This is a genomic window from Azonexus sp. (genome assembly GCF_030824335.1).
GTDB lineage: Bacteria > Pseudomonadota > Gammaproteobacteria > Burkholderiales > Rhodocyclaceae > Azonexus.
The window spans coordinates 15879-32153 of sequence record NZ_JAVBXX010000017.1; the positions used below are offsets into that span (position 1 = coordinate 15879).

A 16275-nucleotide genomic window follows, 5' to 3' on the forward strand; every position below is an offset into this window, starting at 1 on the left:
CGTCTACCGTGTCACATGAAAGTGTTTCACCGTACCTCAGATATTGGGCAGGATCGTATCATGGGCGGCGACACTAGCTTTGCTTGTCTTGGCTCTCCTGTTGTTGCAGCCGCCACATCTGGGCGTATTTTCCATTTTTCAGCAACAACTCGATGTGCGTTCCACTCTCCAGTATTTGGCCATCATCGATTACCAGTATCTGGTCGGCGCCCATGATCGTAGAAAGTCGGTGAGCGATAACCAGCGTTGTACGACCGATCGCTGCCAACTCCAATTGCTTTTGTATGGCTCGTTCGGTATGGGAATCAAGTGCTGAAGTGGCTTCGTCAAAAATCAGAACCGATGGGTCTTTCAACAGGGCTCGAGCAATTGCCACGCGTTGTTTTTCCCCGCCGGAAAGTTTCAGGCCGCGTTCGCCAACCCGTGTCTCGTACTTGTCTGGAAGAGACTCGATGAAATCCTGCAGGCTAGCGGCATGTGCTGCGGCGATAACTTCATCTAGGCTGGCTTCAGGGCGTCCGTAACGAATGTTGTAAAGAATGCTGTCGTTGAACAACACGGTATCCTGCGGCACGATGCCAATGGCAGCACGCAGGCTGTGCTGAGTGACTTGACGTAGATCGTGCCCTCCGATTTGGATGCTGCCGCCAGTGACATCATAGAAACGATAAAGCAGTCGGGATAGCGTAGATTTCCCGGCGCCGGAAGGGCCGACGACCGCAACGGTGTGCCCTGCCGGTATGTAAATGCTGATGTTGCGAAGAATTTGCCGATTGGACTCGTAAGCGAAATCAACCGATGAAAAGCGGATATCCATCATGCGCTGGGTGGGTAATTCGAGCGCCCCTGGTGCGTCGGCAACCTCCCGGTTTTCCTTGAGTAATCCGAACATCCGTTCAATATCGGTAAGCGCCTGGCGGATTTCGCGATAGACGATACCGAGGAAGTTGAGCGGCATGTATAGCTGCATCAGGAAGGCATTCACCAGGACGAGGTCGCCGATTGTCATCGTGCCCTGTGCGACGCCATCTGCGGCACGCCACATCATGGCAGTTACGCCGAGCGCGATGATTGCCTGCTGGCCAAGATTCAGAAAGGCAAGGGTGGTCTGGCTGCGTGTGCTTGCATCCTCCAGCTTGAGTAATTGCTCGTCGTAGCGTCTGGCTTCCCACGCCTCATTGTTGAAATATTTGACCGTTTCGTAGTTCAACAGGCTGTCGACCGCACGAGTATTGGCCGCTGAGTCGCATTCATTGACGTTACGCCGGATGGCAATGCGCCAATTGCTGACTTTTACTGTAAAAATAACGTAAGCCAGTAGCGAGATGGCGGTGATCAAGACAAAACCGATGTCGTATTGCACGTACAGAATGCCGAGCACCAATACGATCTCGATCAAGGTCGGCAGGATGGAATAAAGCGTGTATGAAATCAGGCTGGAGATCGATCGGGTGCCCCGTTCAACGTCACGCGAAATACCGCCGGTCTGCCGCTCTAGATGGAAGCGCAGGGAGAGCGCGTGTAGATGGCGGAAAACCTCCAGAGCCACTTGGCGGATCGCCCGTTGTGTTACGCGGGCAAAGAGGATTTCGCGCAACTCGGTGAATAGCGAGTTGGAGAAACGCAAGGCGCCGTAAAGCATGAGCAGCATGACGGGCAATGCCAGAACGTCGCCACTCAAACCGTCGATCATCTCCTTGAAAACCAGGGGAACGCCAACATTTGCCAGCTTGGCGGCGATCAGGCAAGCGAGTGCGGCAGTGACCCGAAGACGGTATTGCCAGAGATACGGGAAGAGTGCGCACAGTGTTTGCCATGCATGGGTTTCGCCAAGCGGTTGGCCGGTTGGCGGTTTGGGCATGGCTGTAGCACGACGCATGGTGGGAAGCTCTTCTTGGAAAGAGCCAAAGTATATGAAATACGCCGGGTTTCCGGGAGAATCGCGGATATGACCTGACTAAGGATGCACCATGAATCACGAACGTGTTGAATTGCCTGATCGTCAACCGGCGCTGCGCGTTGTGCCGATGCCCGCCGATCTGAACCAGAACGGCGATGTTTTTGGCGGCTGGGTCATGGCCCAGGTCGACGTAGCCGGTGCCATTCCGGCGATGCGGCGAGCGCGCGGTCGGGTAGCGACTGTCTCGGTCAACTCATTTCAGTTTCGCCAAGCAATTTCTGTGGGTGACATTGTCAGCTTCTATGCGGAAATTGTTCATGTCGGAAGAACCTCGATTACCGTTTTCGTCGAAGTCTATGCCGAAAGAAATTACGCCAACCCGATTACTGTCAAGGTGACCCATGCCGAGTTGACCTACGTCGCCATTGATGAAGGCGGCGGCAAACGTGAAGTGCCTGCCGAAATTTGAACGAAAATGGAATAAAATCGGCCGGCTAAACAATTGGAAAGTCTTCGAGGAACGAAGCAATGATCAAAAACACTTTGCGTACGCTACCAACCCTGCTTCTGCTGGCCTTTTCAGGTGTCGCCTCGGCCTCTGCATTTCAGCTTGGAGAGCAGAATGCGAGTGGCTTGGGTACGGCCTATGCTGGCTCGGCTGCCATTGCGGATAACGCCAGCACGGTGTTTTTCAACCCGGCCGGGATGACGCAACTCAAGGGCGTCCACATCTCTGGCGGACTGGTCGGTATCGGGAGCCAGATTCGCTTTCGCGGGCTGAACGGTTCGTCTGGCGGTGATGCCGGGGGCTGGCATGGCGTGCCTAACGCTTACCTTAGCTGGCAACTGACGCCTGCCTTGACGGCCGGTGTCGGTCTTTCCTCTCCATTTGGACTGGCGACCGAATACAAGGCGGCCTGGGTGGGGCAACAGGAAGGCATCAAGTCCGAGCTTACGACGCTCAATCTGAATCCTTCTGTTGCCTACAAAGTCAATGACAAAGTATCGCTTGGCCTGGGGCTCAACTATCAGAAGGTCGATGGTGAACTGACCAGCACCGGTATCGTGCTGAAAGGTGATGACGCATCGTACGGCTGGAATGCCGGTGCGTTGTTTACCCTTTCGCCAGCCATGCGCGTTGGCGTCTCTTATCGCTCGGCCATCGGGCATACCCTGAAAGGCCATGTGAATGCTGTCGTGCCGGTCAAGGCTGACCTCGACTTGCCGGGCACGTTCATTCTTTCCGTCTGGCAGCAGGTCTCCGATCGTTGGGAGGCCATGGGCGATCTTTCCTACACCCGCTGGAATTCCCTGGATCGCTTGGTCGTCGTCAATCGCAACACAGGCATGCAGTTCGGTAATGCCGAGGTCTATAACTACGATAACTCCTGGCGCATCGCCTGGGGGGCTGCTTACCGCTCAAATGACGTGACCAAGCTGAAATTTGGCCTGGCTTATGACCGTACACCGGTCAACTCAAGGGATCGCTCGGTTCGTGTGCCGGACAATGACCGGCTCTGGTTGTCGCTGGGCGGGCAATGGAAGTTGGGTCGGGCAAGCGTGGTTGATCTCGGTTATTCCTATCTGTACATGAAAGATCCGAAGATCGCGCAGGGGAATGCTATCGGTAAATACGACAACAGTGCGCATATCGTCGGTGTCCAGTATTCCGTCGGGTATTAAGGTAACGTGCTGGGTGCCAATCTGTCCTCGCTGGAGGTGGCTGGCATGGTGATCGGCGTGCGCGAAGGGGTGCTTGCACTGATCGTCGTGGTTGCCCTTTATATCGGCCTGGTACTGTTTCGCATGCTGCGTTTGGCGAACAAGGCAGCAGAACAACCACCGGCAGTCATAACGGACGTACCAGAGAAGACTTTGCCGGCCGACAAAACCGAAGCGGCACCGGTCATCAATTCAACGACGGAGCCTCGCCTCGAAGAAGTAGAGCCTGTCAAGCTTGAGTCCCCACCACCTGGCCTGGCCAATGAGTTGTTGTACGAAGGCATGGAAAGAGAGCTCGTACAACTACGCGATGAAGTCGAAGTAATGCGGGGTGAACTATCTGCTTTGCGGGAAGACATGCAGCATGCTTTGGCACACCTGCGGGCGACCCAAACGGTATCGCCGATCTATGGCGATGCGATGCAGATGGCGGTGGCGGGCTATGATGCCGTGATGATCGCCGAACGTTGCGGTATTGCACGAGCCGAAGCCGAGTTGGTGGTAGCGTTGGCGCGCAGCCAGGTGCAGTGAGGAAAACGATGGCAGAGAAAAAGTCCGGTGAGCGTGCAGACAAGACAGTAATCGACGAGTCGGACATGCGTAACATGCTTGCCAAACGCTTGGCCGTCGCAGGGGGGCTGGTCGCGATATTACTCGGCATGCTTGGGCTGTTCGACCATTTTTCCCAGCCGTCTGACGAGGAAGAGTTGCCGGTTTTTACCCGGCCCGTGCCCGTCGTGCCAAAGAAAATGTTGACGCAACCTGTGACGCCGGCGGAAATCGAGCCGGAGCCAACGCCGGCAGCGTTGCCGGCAGCGGAGCCAAACACATCATCCGCTGTGGCGCCTTCCGCCGCAGAGCTACCCCCGCCCCCCGTGGTGTCTGCGGCCCCCGTCACCGAACCCGCCAGGCAGGCAACGTCGGTCGCCAGAGTTCCCGCTCGCTTGGCACCGAGCGAAGCCGCTACGCCCAAAGCTGAGCCGACTGCGATGCCAGAGAAAACTGTCGCTCCTCCGTCATCGCAATCATCTACTGTTCGGCCGCGTGTCCAGGCTGCGCCAACGCCAACGCCAACGCCAACGCCAACGCCAACGCCAACGCAGTCACCTGCACCGTCAGCGGCAACAGCACGTGTGATTGAGTCGGTGCCAGCAGCGGCAGCTTCGCCGCGGCTGTTTTCTGGTTTTGTATTGCAGGCCGGCGTATTTACCAGCGCGGCGCGAGCCGAAGAGTTGCATGCCAGACTGACCTTGAGTGGCATTCCCTCGTCGATCGAGGCTCGTGTCCAGGTTGGCCCATTCAAGACACGTCAAGAAGCGGCAGCTGCGCAGGAAAAGTTACGCGAGTTGGGGGTGGAAAGCCTGTTGGTGCCGCCGAAGGGCGGGCGATAGCAAGTTCTTGTCTATCAACACGAACCGGAAAAATTCACCATTTTGCGGGAGGCTGCGGGCTGACTGAGTCTGAGTTGCCTCAGCCAGCTTTTGCCAGGCGCCGGGCGAAAACTTTCATCTCCTTCGCGGCCTGGATATCGCCTCTCGCTTCGGCAATTTCGATACCAGCCATGTACGCATTCGTCGCGCCTGCGCTATCGCCGGCTTCGGCCAATGCCTTGCCTAGCGCTTTCCAGGCCGCGGAGTAGTTCGGGTCGCGTTCGACGGCGGCACGGAAGGCATTCGCCGCCGCATCTGGTGCGCCGGCCTTCAGGTATTCGTTGCCTAGTGAAAAACGCAGCAGCGCACCGTCGCGCGGGCCGTCAAGCATTTTTTCCAGGGATGCGATGCGTGGGTTCATGCTGCCTCGGGGCTAAAATATGGGTTTTGCAAATCACGGAAGAAAGATCAACATGGCCAAGACTATCATCGCTACCCCGAATGCACCGGCTGCCATCGGCACCTATTCGCAAGCCGTTCGGGTCGGCGACACCGTTTATATGTCCGGGCAGATCGGCCTCGACCCGCAGACCATGCAGATGGTAGACGGCATCGATGCGCAAATCGTTCGCGTTTTTGAAAACCTGCAGGCCGTCGCCGAAGCCGCTGGCGGTTCGCTGGCCAATGTGGTCAAGCTCAATGTCTTCCTGACCGATCTCGGCAACTTTGCCCGGGTCAACGAGACGATGGCCAAGTATTTCAGCGAGCCGTACCCGGCGCGTGCTGCCGTTGGCGTCAAGGAATTGCCGCGTGGTGCGCTGGTCGAGGCGGATGCGGTGATGTTCATCGGCTGAGCGTCGTGCTCGGGCTTCCTGCTACTGGTGTCGCGCCGATTCGCGCCAGCGAGGCGCTGCGCAAGAAGCTCGCCAAGCTCGGCCTGTATAACGAGGCCGACTTGCTGGTGCACCTGCCTTTGCGCTACGAGGACGAAACGCGGATCACCTCGTTGAACCGCGTGTTTACCGGTGAGCCGGTACAGATCGAAGTCGTCGTGCTGAGCAATGAAGTGCAGTATCAGCCGCGCCGACAGATGGTGGTGCGGGCGGCTGACGAGTATGGCGAAATCACGCTGCGTTTCTTCAGCTTTTACCCGAGCCAGCAGGCCGTGCTCGGTGTCGGTTCGCGCATCCGTGCCTTCGGCGAAGTGCGCGGCGGATTCTTCGGCTTGGAAATGGTCCATCCCCGTTTTCATCAGGTAACGGAGAACCAGCCGCTGCCGGTGGAAATGACGCCGATTTACCCGTCGACCGCAGGATTGGCCAATTCGGCATTGCAGAAACTGATTGCCCGGGCGCTGGTCGATGGCGATCTCTCCGAAACGCTGCCCGAGGTTGTGCGCCTGCGCCTGAAATTGCCGGGGCTGGCGCGCAGCCTGCATTTCCTGCACAAGCCGCCGCCGGATGCCGATCTCGATACCTTGCATGCGCGCAACCATCCGGCCTGGCGCCGGGTCAAGTTCGACGAGGTGCTGGCCCAGCAACTTTCCTTGCGTCGGGCTTACCTCGCGCGCCGGGAACAGGGTGCGCCGGTGCTGGTGGCGAAAGACAATCTGGGCGCTCGTTTGCTCGACAGCCTGCCCTTCGGTCTGACTGGTGCGCAATTGCGCGCCATGGCCGAAATCGCCGGCGATCTGGCACAGCCTTACCCGATGCAGCGCCTGTTGCAGGGCGATGTCGGCGCCGGCAAGACCATCGTGGCCGCACTGGCGGCCTGTCAGGCCATCTCGGCCGGCTGGCAGGCCGCATTCATGGCGCCGACGGAAATTCTGGCCGAGCAGCATTACCTGAAACTGAAGGACTGGCTGGCGCCGCTCGGCGTCAAGGTCGCCTGGCTGTCCGGCAGCCTGAAGAGCAAGGCCAAGCGCGAACAACTGGCGGCCACGGCGGCCGATGCGCAACTGGTCATCGGCACGCATGCGCTGATCCAGGATGGTGTGGATTTCGCCCGGCTGGGCCTGGCCATCATCGACGAGCAGCATCGTTTTGGCGTCGCCCAGCGCCTGGCACTGCGCAACAAGGGCAACAATCCGCACCAGTTGATGATGTCGGCGACGCCGATTCCGCGCACGCTGGCCATGAGCTATTACGCCGATCTCGACGTCACCGTGCTCGACGAGTTGCCGCCCGGCCGGACGCCGATCAAGACCCGGCTGGTCGCCGACAACCGGCGCCAGGATGTGGTCGGCTTCGTCAAAAAGCATGTCGAGGAAGGGCGGCAGGCGTATTGGGTCTGCCCCTTGATCGAAGAGTCGGAAGCACTACAGTTGCAAACGGCGCAGGATACCTACGCGGCGCTTTTGGTCGATTTGCCGGAGTTGACCGCAGGATTGGTGCACGGCCGGCTGAAAGCCGACGAAAAACAGGCGGTGATGGCCGCCTTTGCCGCTGGCGAGATTGATGTGCTGGTGGCGACGACGGTGATCGAAGTCGGCGTCGATGTGCCGAATGCCAGTCTGATGGTGATCGAGCACGCCGAGCGCTTCGGCCTGTCGCAACTGCACCAGTTGCGCGGCCGGGTCGGGCGCGGCCAGTACGAGTCGAGCTGCGTGCTGATCTACGCCGGGCCGCTCGGCGAAATTGCCCGCCAGCGGCTGAAAATTATTTTCGAGAATACCGACGGTTTCGAGATCGCCCGGCAGGATTTGCAGATTCGCGGCCCCGGCGAGTTTGTCGGCGCCCGGCAGAGCGGCGTGCCGCTGTTGCGTTATGCCGATCTGGAAATGGATGCCGACCTGGTCGAGATGGCGCGCGAAGTCGCCGAGGAAATGCTGACCGAACATCCGGCGCTGGCCGAAAAGCATCTGCAGCGCTGGCTGGGGGCGCGCGAGGAACTGCTCAAGTCCTGATCTGCGCTGTCCTGCCGCCAGCGCCGCCGATTGGTCTGGCGCTCAGGTTTCGCTTTTTCGCCAGCGTTCGTTCAGCGCACTGGCTGGTTCCGGGCGACCGTACAGGTAGCCTTGCAAGAAGTCGCAGTGATGTTCGCGCAGGAAGCGACTTTGCCCTTCGGTTTCTATCCCTTCGGCGACCACTTTCAGGCCAAGGCTGTGCGCCAGCGTGATGGTGGCGGCGCTGATCGCCGCGTCGTTCTCGTCGGTTTCGATATCGCGGACGAATTCACGATCCAGTTTCAGCACCTGGATCGGCAGGCGCTTCAGATAGGCCAGCGACGAATAGCCGGTGCCAAAATCGTCAATTGCCAGCGTGACGCCCAGATCGCGCAGGGCCTGCAGTTTTTCGATGGCGCTGGCCGGATCGCTCATTGCCACCGACTCGGTGATTTCCAGTTCCAGTTCGCCGTGTTGCAGTCCGCAATGCTCGAGTGCTTTGGCGACATTGCCAACCAACTGCGGATTGCGTAACTGGTGCGCCGAGAGATTGACGGCGACCCGACGTGGGCCGATATCTTCGGCTTTCCACAGGGCGAGTTGCCGGCAGGCTTCCTGCAGCACCCACTCGCCGATTACTTCGATCATGCCGGTTTCTTCGGCAATCGGGATGAAGCGGATTGGCGGGATCAGGCCGCGTTTCGGGTGGCGCCAGCGGACCAGTGCCTCCACGGCAAATGGCCGGTCGAAGGTCGCGCCATTGGCGACAAACTGTGGCTGGTAATGCAGTTCGAACTGCTTTTGTTCGATGGCGACACGCAACTCGCGTTCCAGTTGCAAGCGTTCGCCGGCTGCTTCGTTGAGTGCTGCAGTGAAGTACTGCAGGTTGTTGCGACCCTGTTCCTTGGCGTGATACATCGCAGCATCGGCATTTTTCATCAGTGTGCCGGCATCTTCGCCGTCGTCCGGATAAATGCTGATGCCGATGCTTGGGCTGGAGTGCAGGCGGTCGCCGTTGATATGGTAAGGCTGCGCCAGTGCGTGCAGGATTTTCCCGGCAACTGCCGATGCCCGGTCCAGATGGTCCAGCGCATTGAGTACAACCACGAACTCATCGCCACCCTGGCGGGCAACGATGTCGCTTTCGCGCACGCATAGTCTGAGGCGGCGGGCGACTTCGATCAGCAGCAGGTCACCGATGTGGTGACCCAGCGTGTCGTTGATCACCTTGAAACGGTCGAGATCGATGAACAGCACGGCCAGTTTTGACTGCTCACGGTGGGCCGTCAGCAGGCTCTGCGAGAGACGGATTTCCAGGTTGTAGCGGTTGAACAGGCCGGTCAGGCTGTCATGGTGCGCCAGGTGTTCAATACGCTCTTCGGCCACCTTGCGATCAGTGATGTCGGTAAAGCTGGCGATGTAGTGGGTGATGCCACCCTGTTCGTTGCGAATGGCGGAAATCGCCGCCCATTTCGGGTAGATGCCGCCGTTGCGGTTGCGATCCCATAACTCGCCTTGCCAGTAGCCACTTTTCTGCAGGGCAGCCCACATCAATTGGTAGGTGTCTTGTGGCGTTCGGCCGGAGGCCAGCAGTTTGGGATTCTTGCCGGCAATTTCATTGAGCGTATAACCGGTTTGTCGGGCAAAAGCCGGGTTGACCGCAATAATCCGGTTGGCGTGATCGGTCACCATTATCGCTTCGCCGCTGTGCTCGAAAATCTTGGCGTAGAGCTGAAGCGATTCCTCAACCTGGCGTCGTTCGGTAACATCCTTGAATACTGAAAGAATCTCCCCTTCCGGCAAGCGGATGACGTCGTTTTCTACCCACAGATTGATCGTCCCATCGTGGTAATCGGTCAGATTGACGGACTCGCTGCCGCCGAGTTGATTGACCCGCTGGAACGCTGCAAAAATCCCCGATGCTTGCAAACCGGGAAAAGCGGTGCACGAGCGTTGTCCGATGACCTCGCTGCGCTTGACGCCTGCAATGCGCTCACCAGCAGGGTTGATATCGAGCACGATGAATTCCTTGCCATCCGAGGTTGGGCGGTAAAGGGCCACGCCGTCGTTCATGTTGCCGAACATGGCGCGATACCGGGCTTCCTGGCGCGCGATGGTGTGCTCGTTGCGGATGAAGCGTCGTCCCAGAAAGACGCCTGCGCCGCTCGATAGCAGCAAGAAGAACAAAAATACCAGGACAGTGAGTTGTTGCTTTTTGTGTAGCGGGGAGAGCGCTTCATCTACATCGATCTTGACCACCATTCCCCAGTTGAGTGCGGGCAGGTAGTGCCAACTGGCTGCGATGGCACGGCCCGAGTAGTCGCGGGTAATGCCCCGGCCATGCTCACCAGCGAGGGCGCGTTGCAGGGGAGGGGCCATCTGGGCCAGCGGTTCAACTTGGGAAAAGGCTGCGCCGGGCCGGCGAGCCAGTTCGACGGTGTAGCGGGCCTGGTCTTTTTCCTGCACGGCCAGCACGGTTTCGCCGGTGGTGCCGAGGCCGGTTCTGTCTGCAACGACTGGCATCAAGGTCGATAAATTGACCTGCAATGCGATGGCTCCTAAAGGTTTCCCGTGCAACAGGACAGGGGCGACAGCAAAGGCGGCAATCTCGTCGTTGGAGGGGGCGTAGGGGGTGAACCGGGTCAGGTCGATATGCAGGAAGGTCATTGCCTGGCGGAAACCAGCCCCCAACCCGCTATCCCAATAAGGACCATGCAGCAGGTTGGTCCCGAGATCGGCTTCGCCCAGGAGAGAGAACACGACATTGCCGTGTTCGTCGATCAGCAGGACGTCGTGATAGGTGCCGCGTTCACCGAGCGAGGTCAACTCGTTGCGTACGCGCTGAGCAATACTGGCCGGCATGACAGGACGTTGCTGGCGATATTCCTCGGACAGGGCGAGCAGTGCTTCGCGGACTGCCGCCTGACCTGCCGCCAGACGCGCATCGGCAAGACGCTCATCAATATATTGTTCAATCTGGTCGGATTTCTTGTCGGCAATTGATGAAATGTTCTGCAAGACCGTAGTGGTCAGCGATTGTTCGAAACTGTGCAGATAGAACCAGGCCAGACCAAGCATCGGCAAAACAGCGGCGATGAGAAACCCGAGGGCGAGACGCAGGCCGAGGCTGGGTGTTGTCATTTCTCGCCCTTGTCCGCTGGTGTTGCCGGGTGCGTGATTTGCTTGACCTGTGCCAGCCATTCGGCCCGGCTGCGATACGAAGGGAAAGGTGCCGGGCGAACCGGGGCTTCCGAAATTTCTGTGGCCTCGAACTGCCCATTGACCTGGGCCTTGCCCACATAAACCCGACGCCATAGATGACGGGTTGTTGCTTCCGTGGCGACAATGCCTGCCGGACTGGGGATGCTGACGCGACCGATCGAGCGGTTGACCTGCGCCGGATCGGCTGTGCCGGCTTCGCGTACGGCAGTGGCCCACAGCAAAACTGCGTCGTGGCTGCTCAGTATCGGGTCGCTGGTGACGCGTTCCGTGCCGAAACGTTGCCTGAATTGAGCGACAAATTTTTGGTTGGCAGCCCCCGGCAGGCTTTGGAAATAGCCCCAGACGGCGAAATGTTCCGGGTGGAAATTCTGCAAGCCGAGCGCTTGAAGTTCCGGTTCGGCAATGCTGAATGAGACGACCGGGGTGTTGCCCAGACCGGCTGCGGCCAGGGCAGCAAAGAAATAACGGTTGCTGGCACCGTTCAGGGTGTTGAGCACGACGTCAGGCTTCAGTTGGCGGATTTCTTCGGCGATGGCACTGAAGTCGCTGGCGGTCATCGCCTGGTAGCGCTCAGCCAGCAAGTGACCTTTGCCTGTCTGGATTAACTCGCGAATCAGCAGGTTGGCGGCGCGAGGGAACAGATAGTCCGAACCCAGCAGGTAAGTCTTCGGGCCGAAGCGATCCATCGCCCAGCGGGCGCCAGGAATGATCTGCTGGTTGGGGGCGGCACCCATGTAGATGATGTTGGGCGACTGTTCCATCCCTTCGTATTGCAATGGATAGAACATGAGGTGACGATATTTTTCGACCACCGGCCGCACGGCCTGTCGGCAGGATGAGGTCCAGCAGGCAAAGAGGGCGCTGACCTTCTCATCGCGGATCAGGCGTTCGGCTTCTGCTGCGGCGTGCCCCCAATCTGAACGACTGTCGGCAATCAGCATTTCGACCGGCCGACCAAGCACGCCACCGTTGGCATTGAGTTCCTCGACGGCCAGTCGGGTTGCGTCAACCAGGCCGCGTTCGCTATCCGCCATGACGCCGCTTAATGCATGGACGACGCCAATCCGGATTGGCGTTGGCGCCTCCGCACGCAAGATCAGCCAGGCGCCCAACAGAGTGGCGAACAGCAAAAGTATAGCCAGGCGGGCAAGGTTGGCGGACATGGGCTGGCGAGAGTGGTCAGGCCAAGGATTATGCCAGTTTCGTCGCTTTGCGGTGCTGGTGTCTGGTGCTCAGGAAAACCAGCGCTCGATGCACTGTGCTACTTCCTTGGGCTGGTCGTGATGCAGCATGTGATCGGCCTGGTCGATCCAGACTTCCTCGATGTCGGCGAAGCAGGCGCGGCGGGCTTCCCAGTCGCCGGGACGGCTGGCGAAGTCGCGTACGATCCAGGATTGACGGCCGGCAACCCAGAGTACCGGGCAGGTGATCTGGCGCCAGATGGCCATCGATTCTTCCAGCCGGAACAAGTAGGGTGACATGGCTTTGTGCCACGGATCGCCATTCCAGATGATGCCGTGCCGATGCTCGCCGCCCTTGGTCGTGCCATCGCCAATCCGTGCCAGATGGCGGGACAGAAAATCGGCCCGCTCGGCACTCAGGAACGGATCGCCTTTCATCATGCGTCGGGCGAAGGCGGTGCGATCGGCATAAACGTGCAGGCGCGGTGGATTCTTCAGCTCACCCAGCCAGTGCCGGAAGCGCTCGCCGGCCATGTCCGGCGTGGTTGGGGCGATGCCGAATCCTTCCAGCGAAATCAGACGCTCGACCTGCTCGGGATAGAGGCCGGCGTAAAGTGTCGCGAGGATGCCACCCATGCTGTGCCCCGCCAGCTTGAGCTGGCCGGTCGGTGCGTAATGGTCGAAGATGGCCATCATGTCGCCCAGATGTTCGGCAAAAAAATACGGGCGATCCAGCCATTGCGATGGTCCGAAGCCGCGCCAGTCCGGCGCGATGATGTTCCAGTCCTGCTGCAGTTCATCGACAACGAATTGCCAGGAGGCAGAAACGTCCATCCAGCCGTGCAGCAGGAACAAGGTTGGGGCGTCAGGATTGCCCCAGCGGCGAATGTGCAGGCGGACGCTGGGCAGATCGAGAAATTCGGAACGGGAAGGGCGCATGGCGACATCGGGAAGGACGGGGGGATGATTGTAATGAGCCGTAGCGATCCGCGTCGAGCTTTGCGCTTGGGTTTTCTGTCAGGCGAGTTCTGCCAAATGGCGATTACAAGCCTTGGCTGCGCAGAAACAGCAGGCCGATCAGGCTCAGGGAAAGCAGTCCCGTCAGGCATTTCCAGAAAAGCACCGGATCGCGTTCAATCAGTGGCGGGTGTTGTGAGCGGCAAAATTGGTTGCCCGGGAATTTCAGGTCGTAAGCCAATTCCGAAACAGCTTCCTGGCGTTTCGCCGGTGTCGGGTGCAGCGCCTTGCCGAGAACGGCATCCACCCAGGCCGGCAAATCCGTCCGGTGGTGCCGTAAGGGAATGTAGCGCAGGCGGCGCAGGTCCGCCGCCTGGCGGACCCTCGCCGCATTCAGGCCGTAGGGCAACTGGCCGCTGAGCATCTGATAGGCAATGGCGGCAAGCGAAAAAAGATCCGCTTGTGTTGTCGCCTCATCGCCAAGCAGGCACTCGGGGGCGAGGTACTGCAAGGTTCCAGGCGGTGTTTCCGTGGGCAAGCTGCCTGCTCCTTCAGCCAGACCAGCAACGTGTACGCTGGCCAGATCGATCAGTTTGACCGTGCCATGCTGATCAATCATCACGTTTTCCGGGCGTAAATCGCGGTGGATCATTTCCCGGCGATGCAGCGCCTGCAGACCATTGGCGATCTGCTCGACAATACTGCGCACAGCTTCAAGCGTGGGCAGTGGGTGGTCGATCATCCACTGCGCCAGTGTCTGGCCTTCGATGTATTCCAGTGCGACATAGAGATGGGTACGCGGTCGGTCGCTCGCCCAGGCCTTGACGACGTGAGGACTGTCGACACGGCGGGCCACCCACTCTTCAAGGACGAAGCCGTCGAGATAATGCGGGTCGGTTCGCAGGTCGACCGAAGGCGTCTTCAGCACGACTTGCTGACCACTGCTGTCGTCAAGTGCAAGATGCAGGTGGCTGCGGGCGCTGACCTGCAAAGCGCGGACGATGGTGAATCCTTCGAAGCGCATGCGCGGCGACAGTTGCGGCGGCAACAGCCGTTCTTCCCGGCGTAACTGGGTTTGCGGTGTCTCATCTTCCGGTAGTTCGTCAATGCGCAACAACTGCAGCGTCGCATCGTCGTCGCTGCCATGTGCCCGGGCGTCCGCCACCAGTTCGGCTGCGGCGGCATCGAGGTCGTCAGCATGGCGCGTCAGTGCTGCATGAATTGCTGCTGGCCCGAGATGCGTGCAGGCGCCATCGGTGGCGAGAATATAGATTTCGCCTACTGCTGCTTCCCAGTTGCGGTAGTCGATTTCGACATGTGCGCCGGTACCCAGCGCACGCGCCAGATAGCTTTCCGAGGCCGAAAGGCATGCCCGGTGATCTTCCGTCAATTGCTCGAGTGCCTGGGCATGCAGACGGTAAATACGCGAGTCGCCGACATGCAGCAGGTGCAGTTCCCGTCCCTTGAGAATCAGGGCGCTGAACGTGCAGACGTAGCCCCGATCCTTGTCGAATCGGGCATCGCTGCGCATCGTCTGGCCGTGCAACCAGGCATTGGTAGCCGCCAGTACGCGCTGGGCCGAGCGGCGAACCGTCCATGCTTCGGCGGTGGCGTAGTAATCGTCGAGGAAGGAACGGACGGCGGTTTCGCTGGCCAGGTGGCTGACGCGGCTGGAACTGATGCCGTCGGCCAGCGCCAGGACGATTCCCTTGCTGCTACGCAGATGGCCGGCAGGCAGCAATGCACCGTGGAAGTCCTGGTTCGTTGCGTGCGTACCGGCCAGCGAGTGCTGGCCGACCGAGACGCGGAGCGATTTGCGCATGGCTGCCCGGTTTTTCTCTGGCTCAGGCGATCTTGCGTTTCGGTGCCGTCTTGTAGTGCGTGGAGTACAGTGTTGCGCCGACGAAAGTCAGACCACCAATCAGGTTGCCCAGTACGGTCGGAATTTCGTTCCAGATCATGTAGTCCATGAAAGTGAAGTTGCCACCCAGCATCAGGCCCGACGGGAACAGGTACATATTGACGATGCTGTGCTCGAAACCCATGTAGAAAAATACCAGGATCGGCATCCACATTGCGATCACCTTGCCGGAAACGCTGGTGGACATCATTGCTGCGACGACGCCGGTCGAGACCATCCAGTTGCACATGACCGCACGCACGAACAGCGTCAGCATGCCGGCGGCCCCGTGAGCTGCATAACCAACCGTCCGGCCTTCGCCGATATGGCCGATTTTCTGGCCAACAGCATTCGGCGCCTCGGTGAAACCGTTGGTGAAGATGATCGCCATGAAAACAGCGACAGTCAGTGCGCCGGCAAAGTTGCCGACGAACACGAGCGACCAGTTGCGCATCACACCGCGCCAGGTAGCGCCCGGACGCTTGTCGAAAACAGCCAGGGGGGCCAGGGTGAAAACGCCGGTGAGCAGGTCGAAGCCGAGCAGGTAGAGCATGCAGAAGCCGACCGGGAAGAGTAGTGCGCCGATCAGCGGATTGCCGGTATTTACCGATACGGTGACAGCAAAGGCTGCGGCAAGTGCGAGGATGGCACCGGCCATGTAGGCGCGGACCAGCGTATCGCGGGTAGACATCAGGAGTTTCGATTCACCGGCGTCGACCATTTTGGTGACGAATTCGGCAGGTGCAAGGTAGGCCATGCTTGTTCCTCTCGGGATGTTGGCGTGATTCAGGACACGGCGACGAACACGTCTTCGTCGCGGATTTGTACGGAGTAGGTGCGGACTGAGTGTTCCGGGGTCTCCAGACACTCACCCGTGCTCAGGTCGAAGTGGTTCTTGTACAGCGGCGAGGCGACGACGATCCGTTCGCCGAGGTTGCCCAGCAGGCCGCGTGACAGCACGCTTGCGCCGGAACGCGGATCAATGTTGTCGATGGCGTGATAGCTGGCGGCGCCCAGACGAAAAATCGCGATGTGGCGGTCGTCGACCAAGGCGCAGACGCCGGTACCGGGAAGGATGTCGGCGGTCTTGCAAACCGCCGTCCAGTGCAGCTTGTTTGTTGTCATGATGGATTCCTGTA

General features: G+C 59.4%; 14 protein-coding genes. 6 read left to right on the forward strand and 8 right to left on the reverse strand.

Translation table 11 applies throughout. The annotated features are described in order from the left end of the window. Positions 1-73 precede the first annotated feature (73 nt). Positions 74-1879 carry an ABC transporter ATP-binding protein/permease gene (locus RCI20_RS11325; RefSeq protein WP_306605549.1) on the reverse strand — a complete coding sequence of 602 codons (1806 nt, stop codon included), beginning with the start codon at positions 1877-1879 and terminating at the stop codon, positions 74-76. Between the two features lie 91 nt (positions 1880-1970). On the opposite strand from RCI20_RS11325, the gene RCI20_RS11330 reads away from it, so the two are divergent. Genes RCI20_RS11330 through RCI20_RS11345 form a run of 4 tightly spaced genes read left to right on the forward strand, consistent with a single transcriptional unit; the run spans position 1971 to position 5013 of the window. Continuing rightward, a complete protein-coding gene (locus RCI20_RS11330) occupies positions 1971-2369 on the forward strand; it encodes an acyl-CoA thioesterase (protein ID WP_306605551.1) in 399 nt (132 codons plus the stop codon). Positions 2370-2428: 59 nt separating this feature from the next. Continuing rightward, positions 2429-3583: an OmpP1/FadL family transporter gene (locus tag RCI20_RS11335; protein WP_306605553.1), complete on the forward strand. Its 1155-nt coding sequence runs from the start codon at positions 2429-2431 to the stop codon at positions 3581-3583. 6 nt (positions 3584-3589) lie between these two features. After that, on the forward strand, positions 3590-4153 hold the full coding sequence (locus tag RCI20_RS11340) for a DUF2802 domain-containing protein (protein ID WP_306605555.1): 564 nt from the start codon (positions 3590-3592) through the stop codon (positions 4151-4153). Positions 4154-4161: 8 nt separating this feature from the next. Then, entirely contained in the window at positions 4162-5013 is an 852-nt protein-coding gene (locus RCI20_RS11345) for an SPOR domain-containing protein (protein ID WP_306605557.1), read from the forward strand. A 79-nt stretch (positions 5014-5092) separates the two neighbouring features. Here RCI20_RS11345 and RCI20_RS11350 read toward each other — a convergent pair whose 3' ends face one another. Continuing rightward, entirely contained in the window at positions 5093-5413 is a 321-nt protein-coding gene (locus RCI20_RS11350; RefSeq protein WP_306605558.1) for a tetratricopeptide repeat protein, read from the reverse strand. Positions 5414-5465: 52 nt separating this feature from the next. Between RCI20_RS11350 and RCI20_RS11355 the strand changes: the two genes are divergently transcribed. Next, a complete protein-coding gene (locus RCI20_RS11355) occupies positions 5466-5846 on the forward strand; it encodes a RidA family protein (protein WP_306605560.1) in 381 nt (126 codons plus the stop codon). Between the two features lie 5 nt (positions 5847-5851). Further along, positions 5852-7897 carry an ATP-dependent DNA helicase RecG gene (gene recG, locus RCI20_RS11360; RefSeq protein ID WP_306605562.1) on the forward strand — a complete coding sequence of 682 codons (2046 nt, stop codon included), beginning with the start codon at positions 5852-5854 and terminating at the stop codon, positions 7895-7897. 42 nt (positions 7898-7939) lie between these two features. Here recG and RCI20_RS11365 read toward each other — a convergent pair whose 3' ends face one another. The 6 genes from RCI20_RS11365 to nirD form a co-directional block, all read right to left on the reverse strand. Then, positions 7940-11017, reverse strand: a complete 3078-nt coding sequence (locus RCI20_RS11365) for an EAL domain-containing protein (protein WP_306605564.1) — start codon at positions 11015-11017, stop codon at positions 7940-7942. After that, positions 11014-12261: an urea ABC transporter substrate-binding protein gene (locus tag RCI20_RS11370; protein WP_306605566.1), complete on the reverse strand. Its 1248-nt coding sequence runs from the start codon at positions 12259-12261 to the stop codon at positions 11014-11016. The genes RCI20_RS11365 and RCI20_RS11370 overlap by 4 nt, the downstream gene beginning before the upstream one ends. 69 nt (positions 12262-12330) lie before the next feature. Then, positions 12331-13218, reverse strand: a complete 888-nt coding sequence (locus tag RCI20_RS11375; RefSeq protein ID WP_306605568.1) for an alpha/beta fold hydrolase — start codon at positions 13216-13218, stop codon at positions 12331-12333. Between the two features lie 103 nt (positions 13219-13321). Next, complete coding sequence (locus tag RCI20_RS11380; protein ID WP_306605570.1) at positions 13322-15058, reverse strand: bifunctional protein-serine/threonine kinase/phosphatase; 1737 nt, start codon at positions 15056-15058, stop codon at positions 13322-13324. A gap of 22 nt (positions 15059-15080) precedes the next feature. Then, positions 15081-15893: a formate/nitrite transporter family protein gene (locus tag RCI20_RS11385; protein WP_306605573.1), complete on the reverse strand. Its 813-nt coding sequence runs from the start codon at positions 15891-15893 to the stop codon at positions 15081-15083. A gap of 29 nt (positions 15894-15922) precedes the next feature. Further along, positions 15923-16261: a nitrite reductase small subunit NirD gene (nirD, locus tag RCI20_RS11390; RefSeq protein WP_306605575.1), complete on the reverse strand. Its 339-nt coding sequence runs from the start codon at positions 16259-16261 to the stop codon at positions 15923-15925. Positions 16262-16275 lie beyond the last annotated feature (14 nt).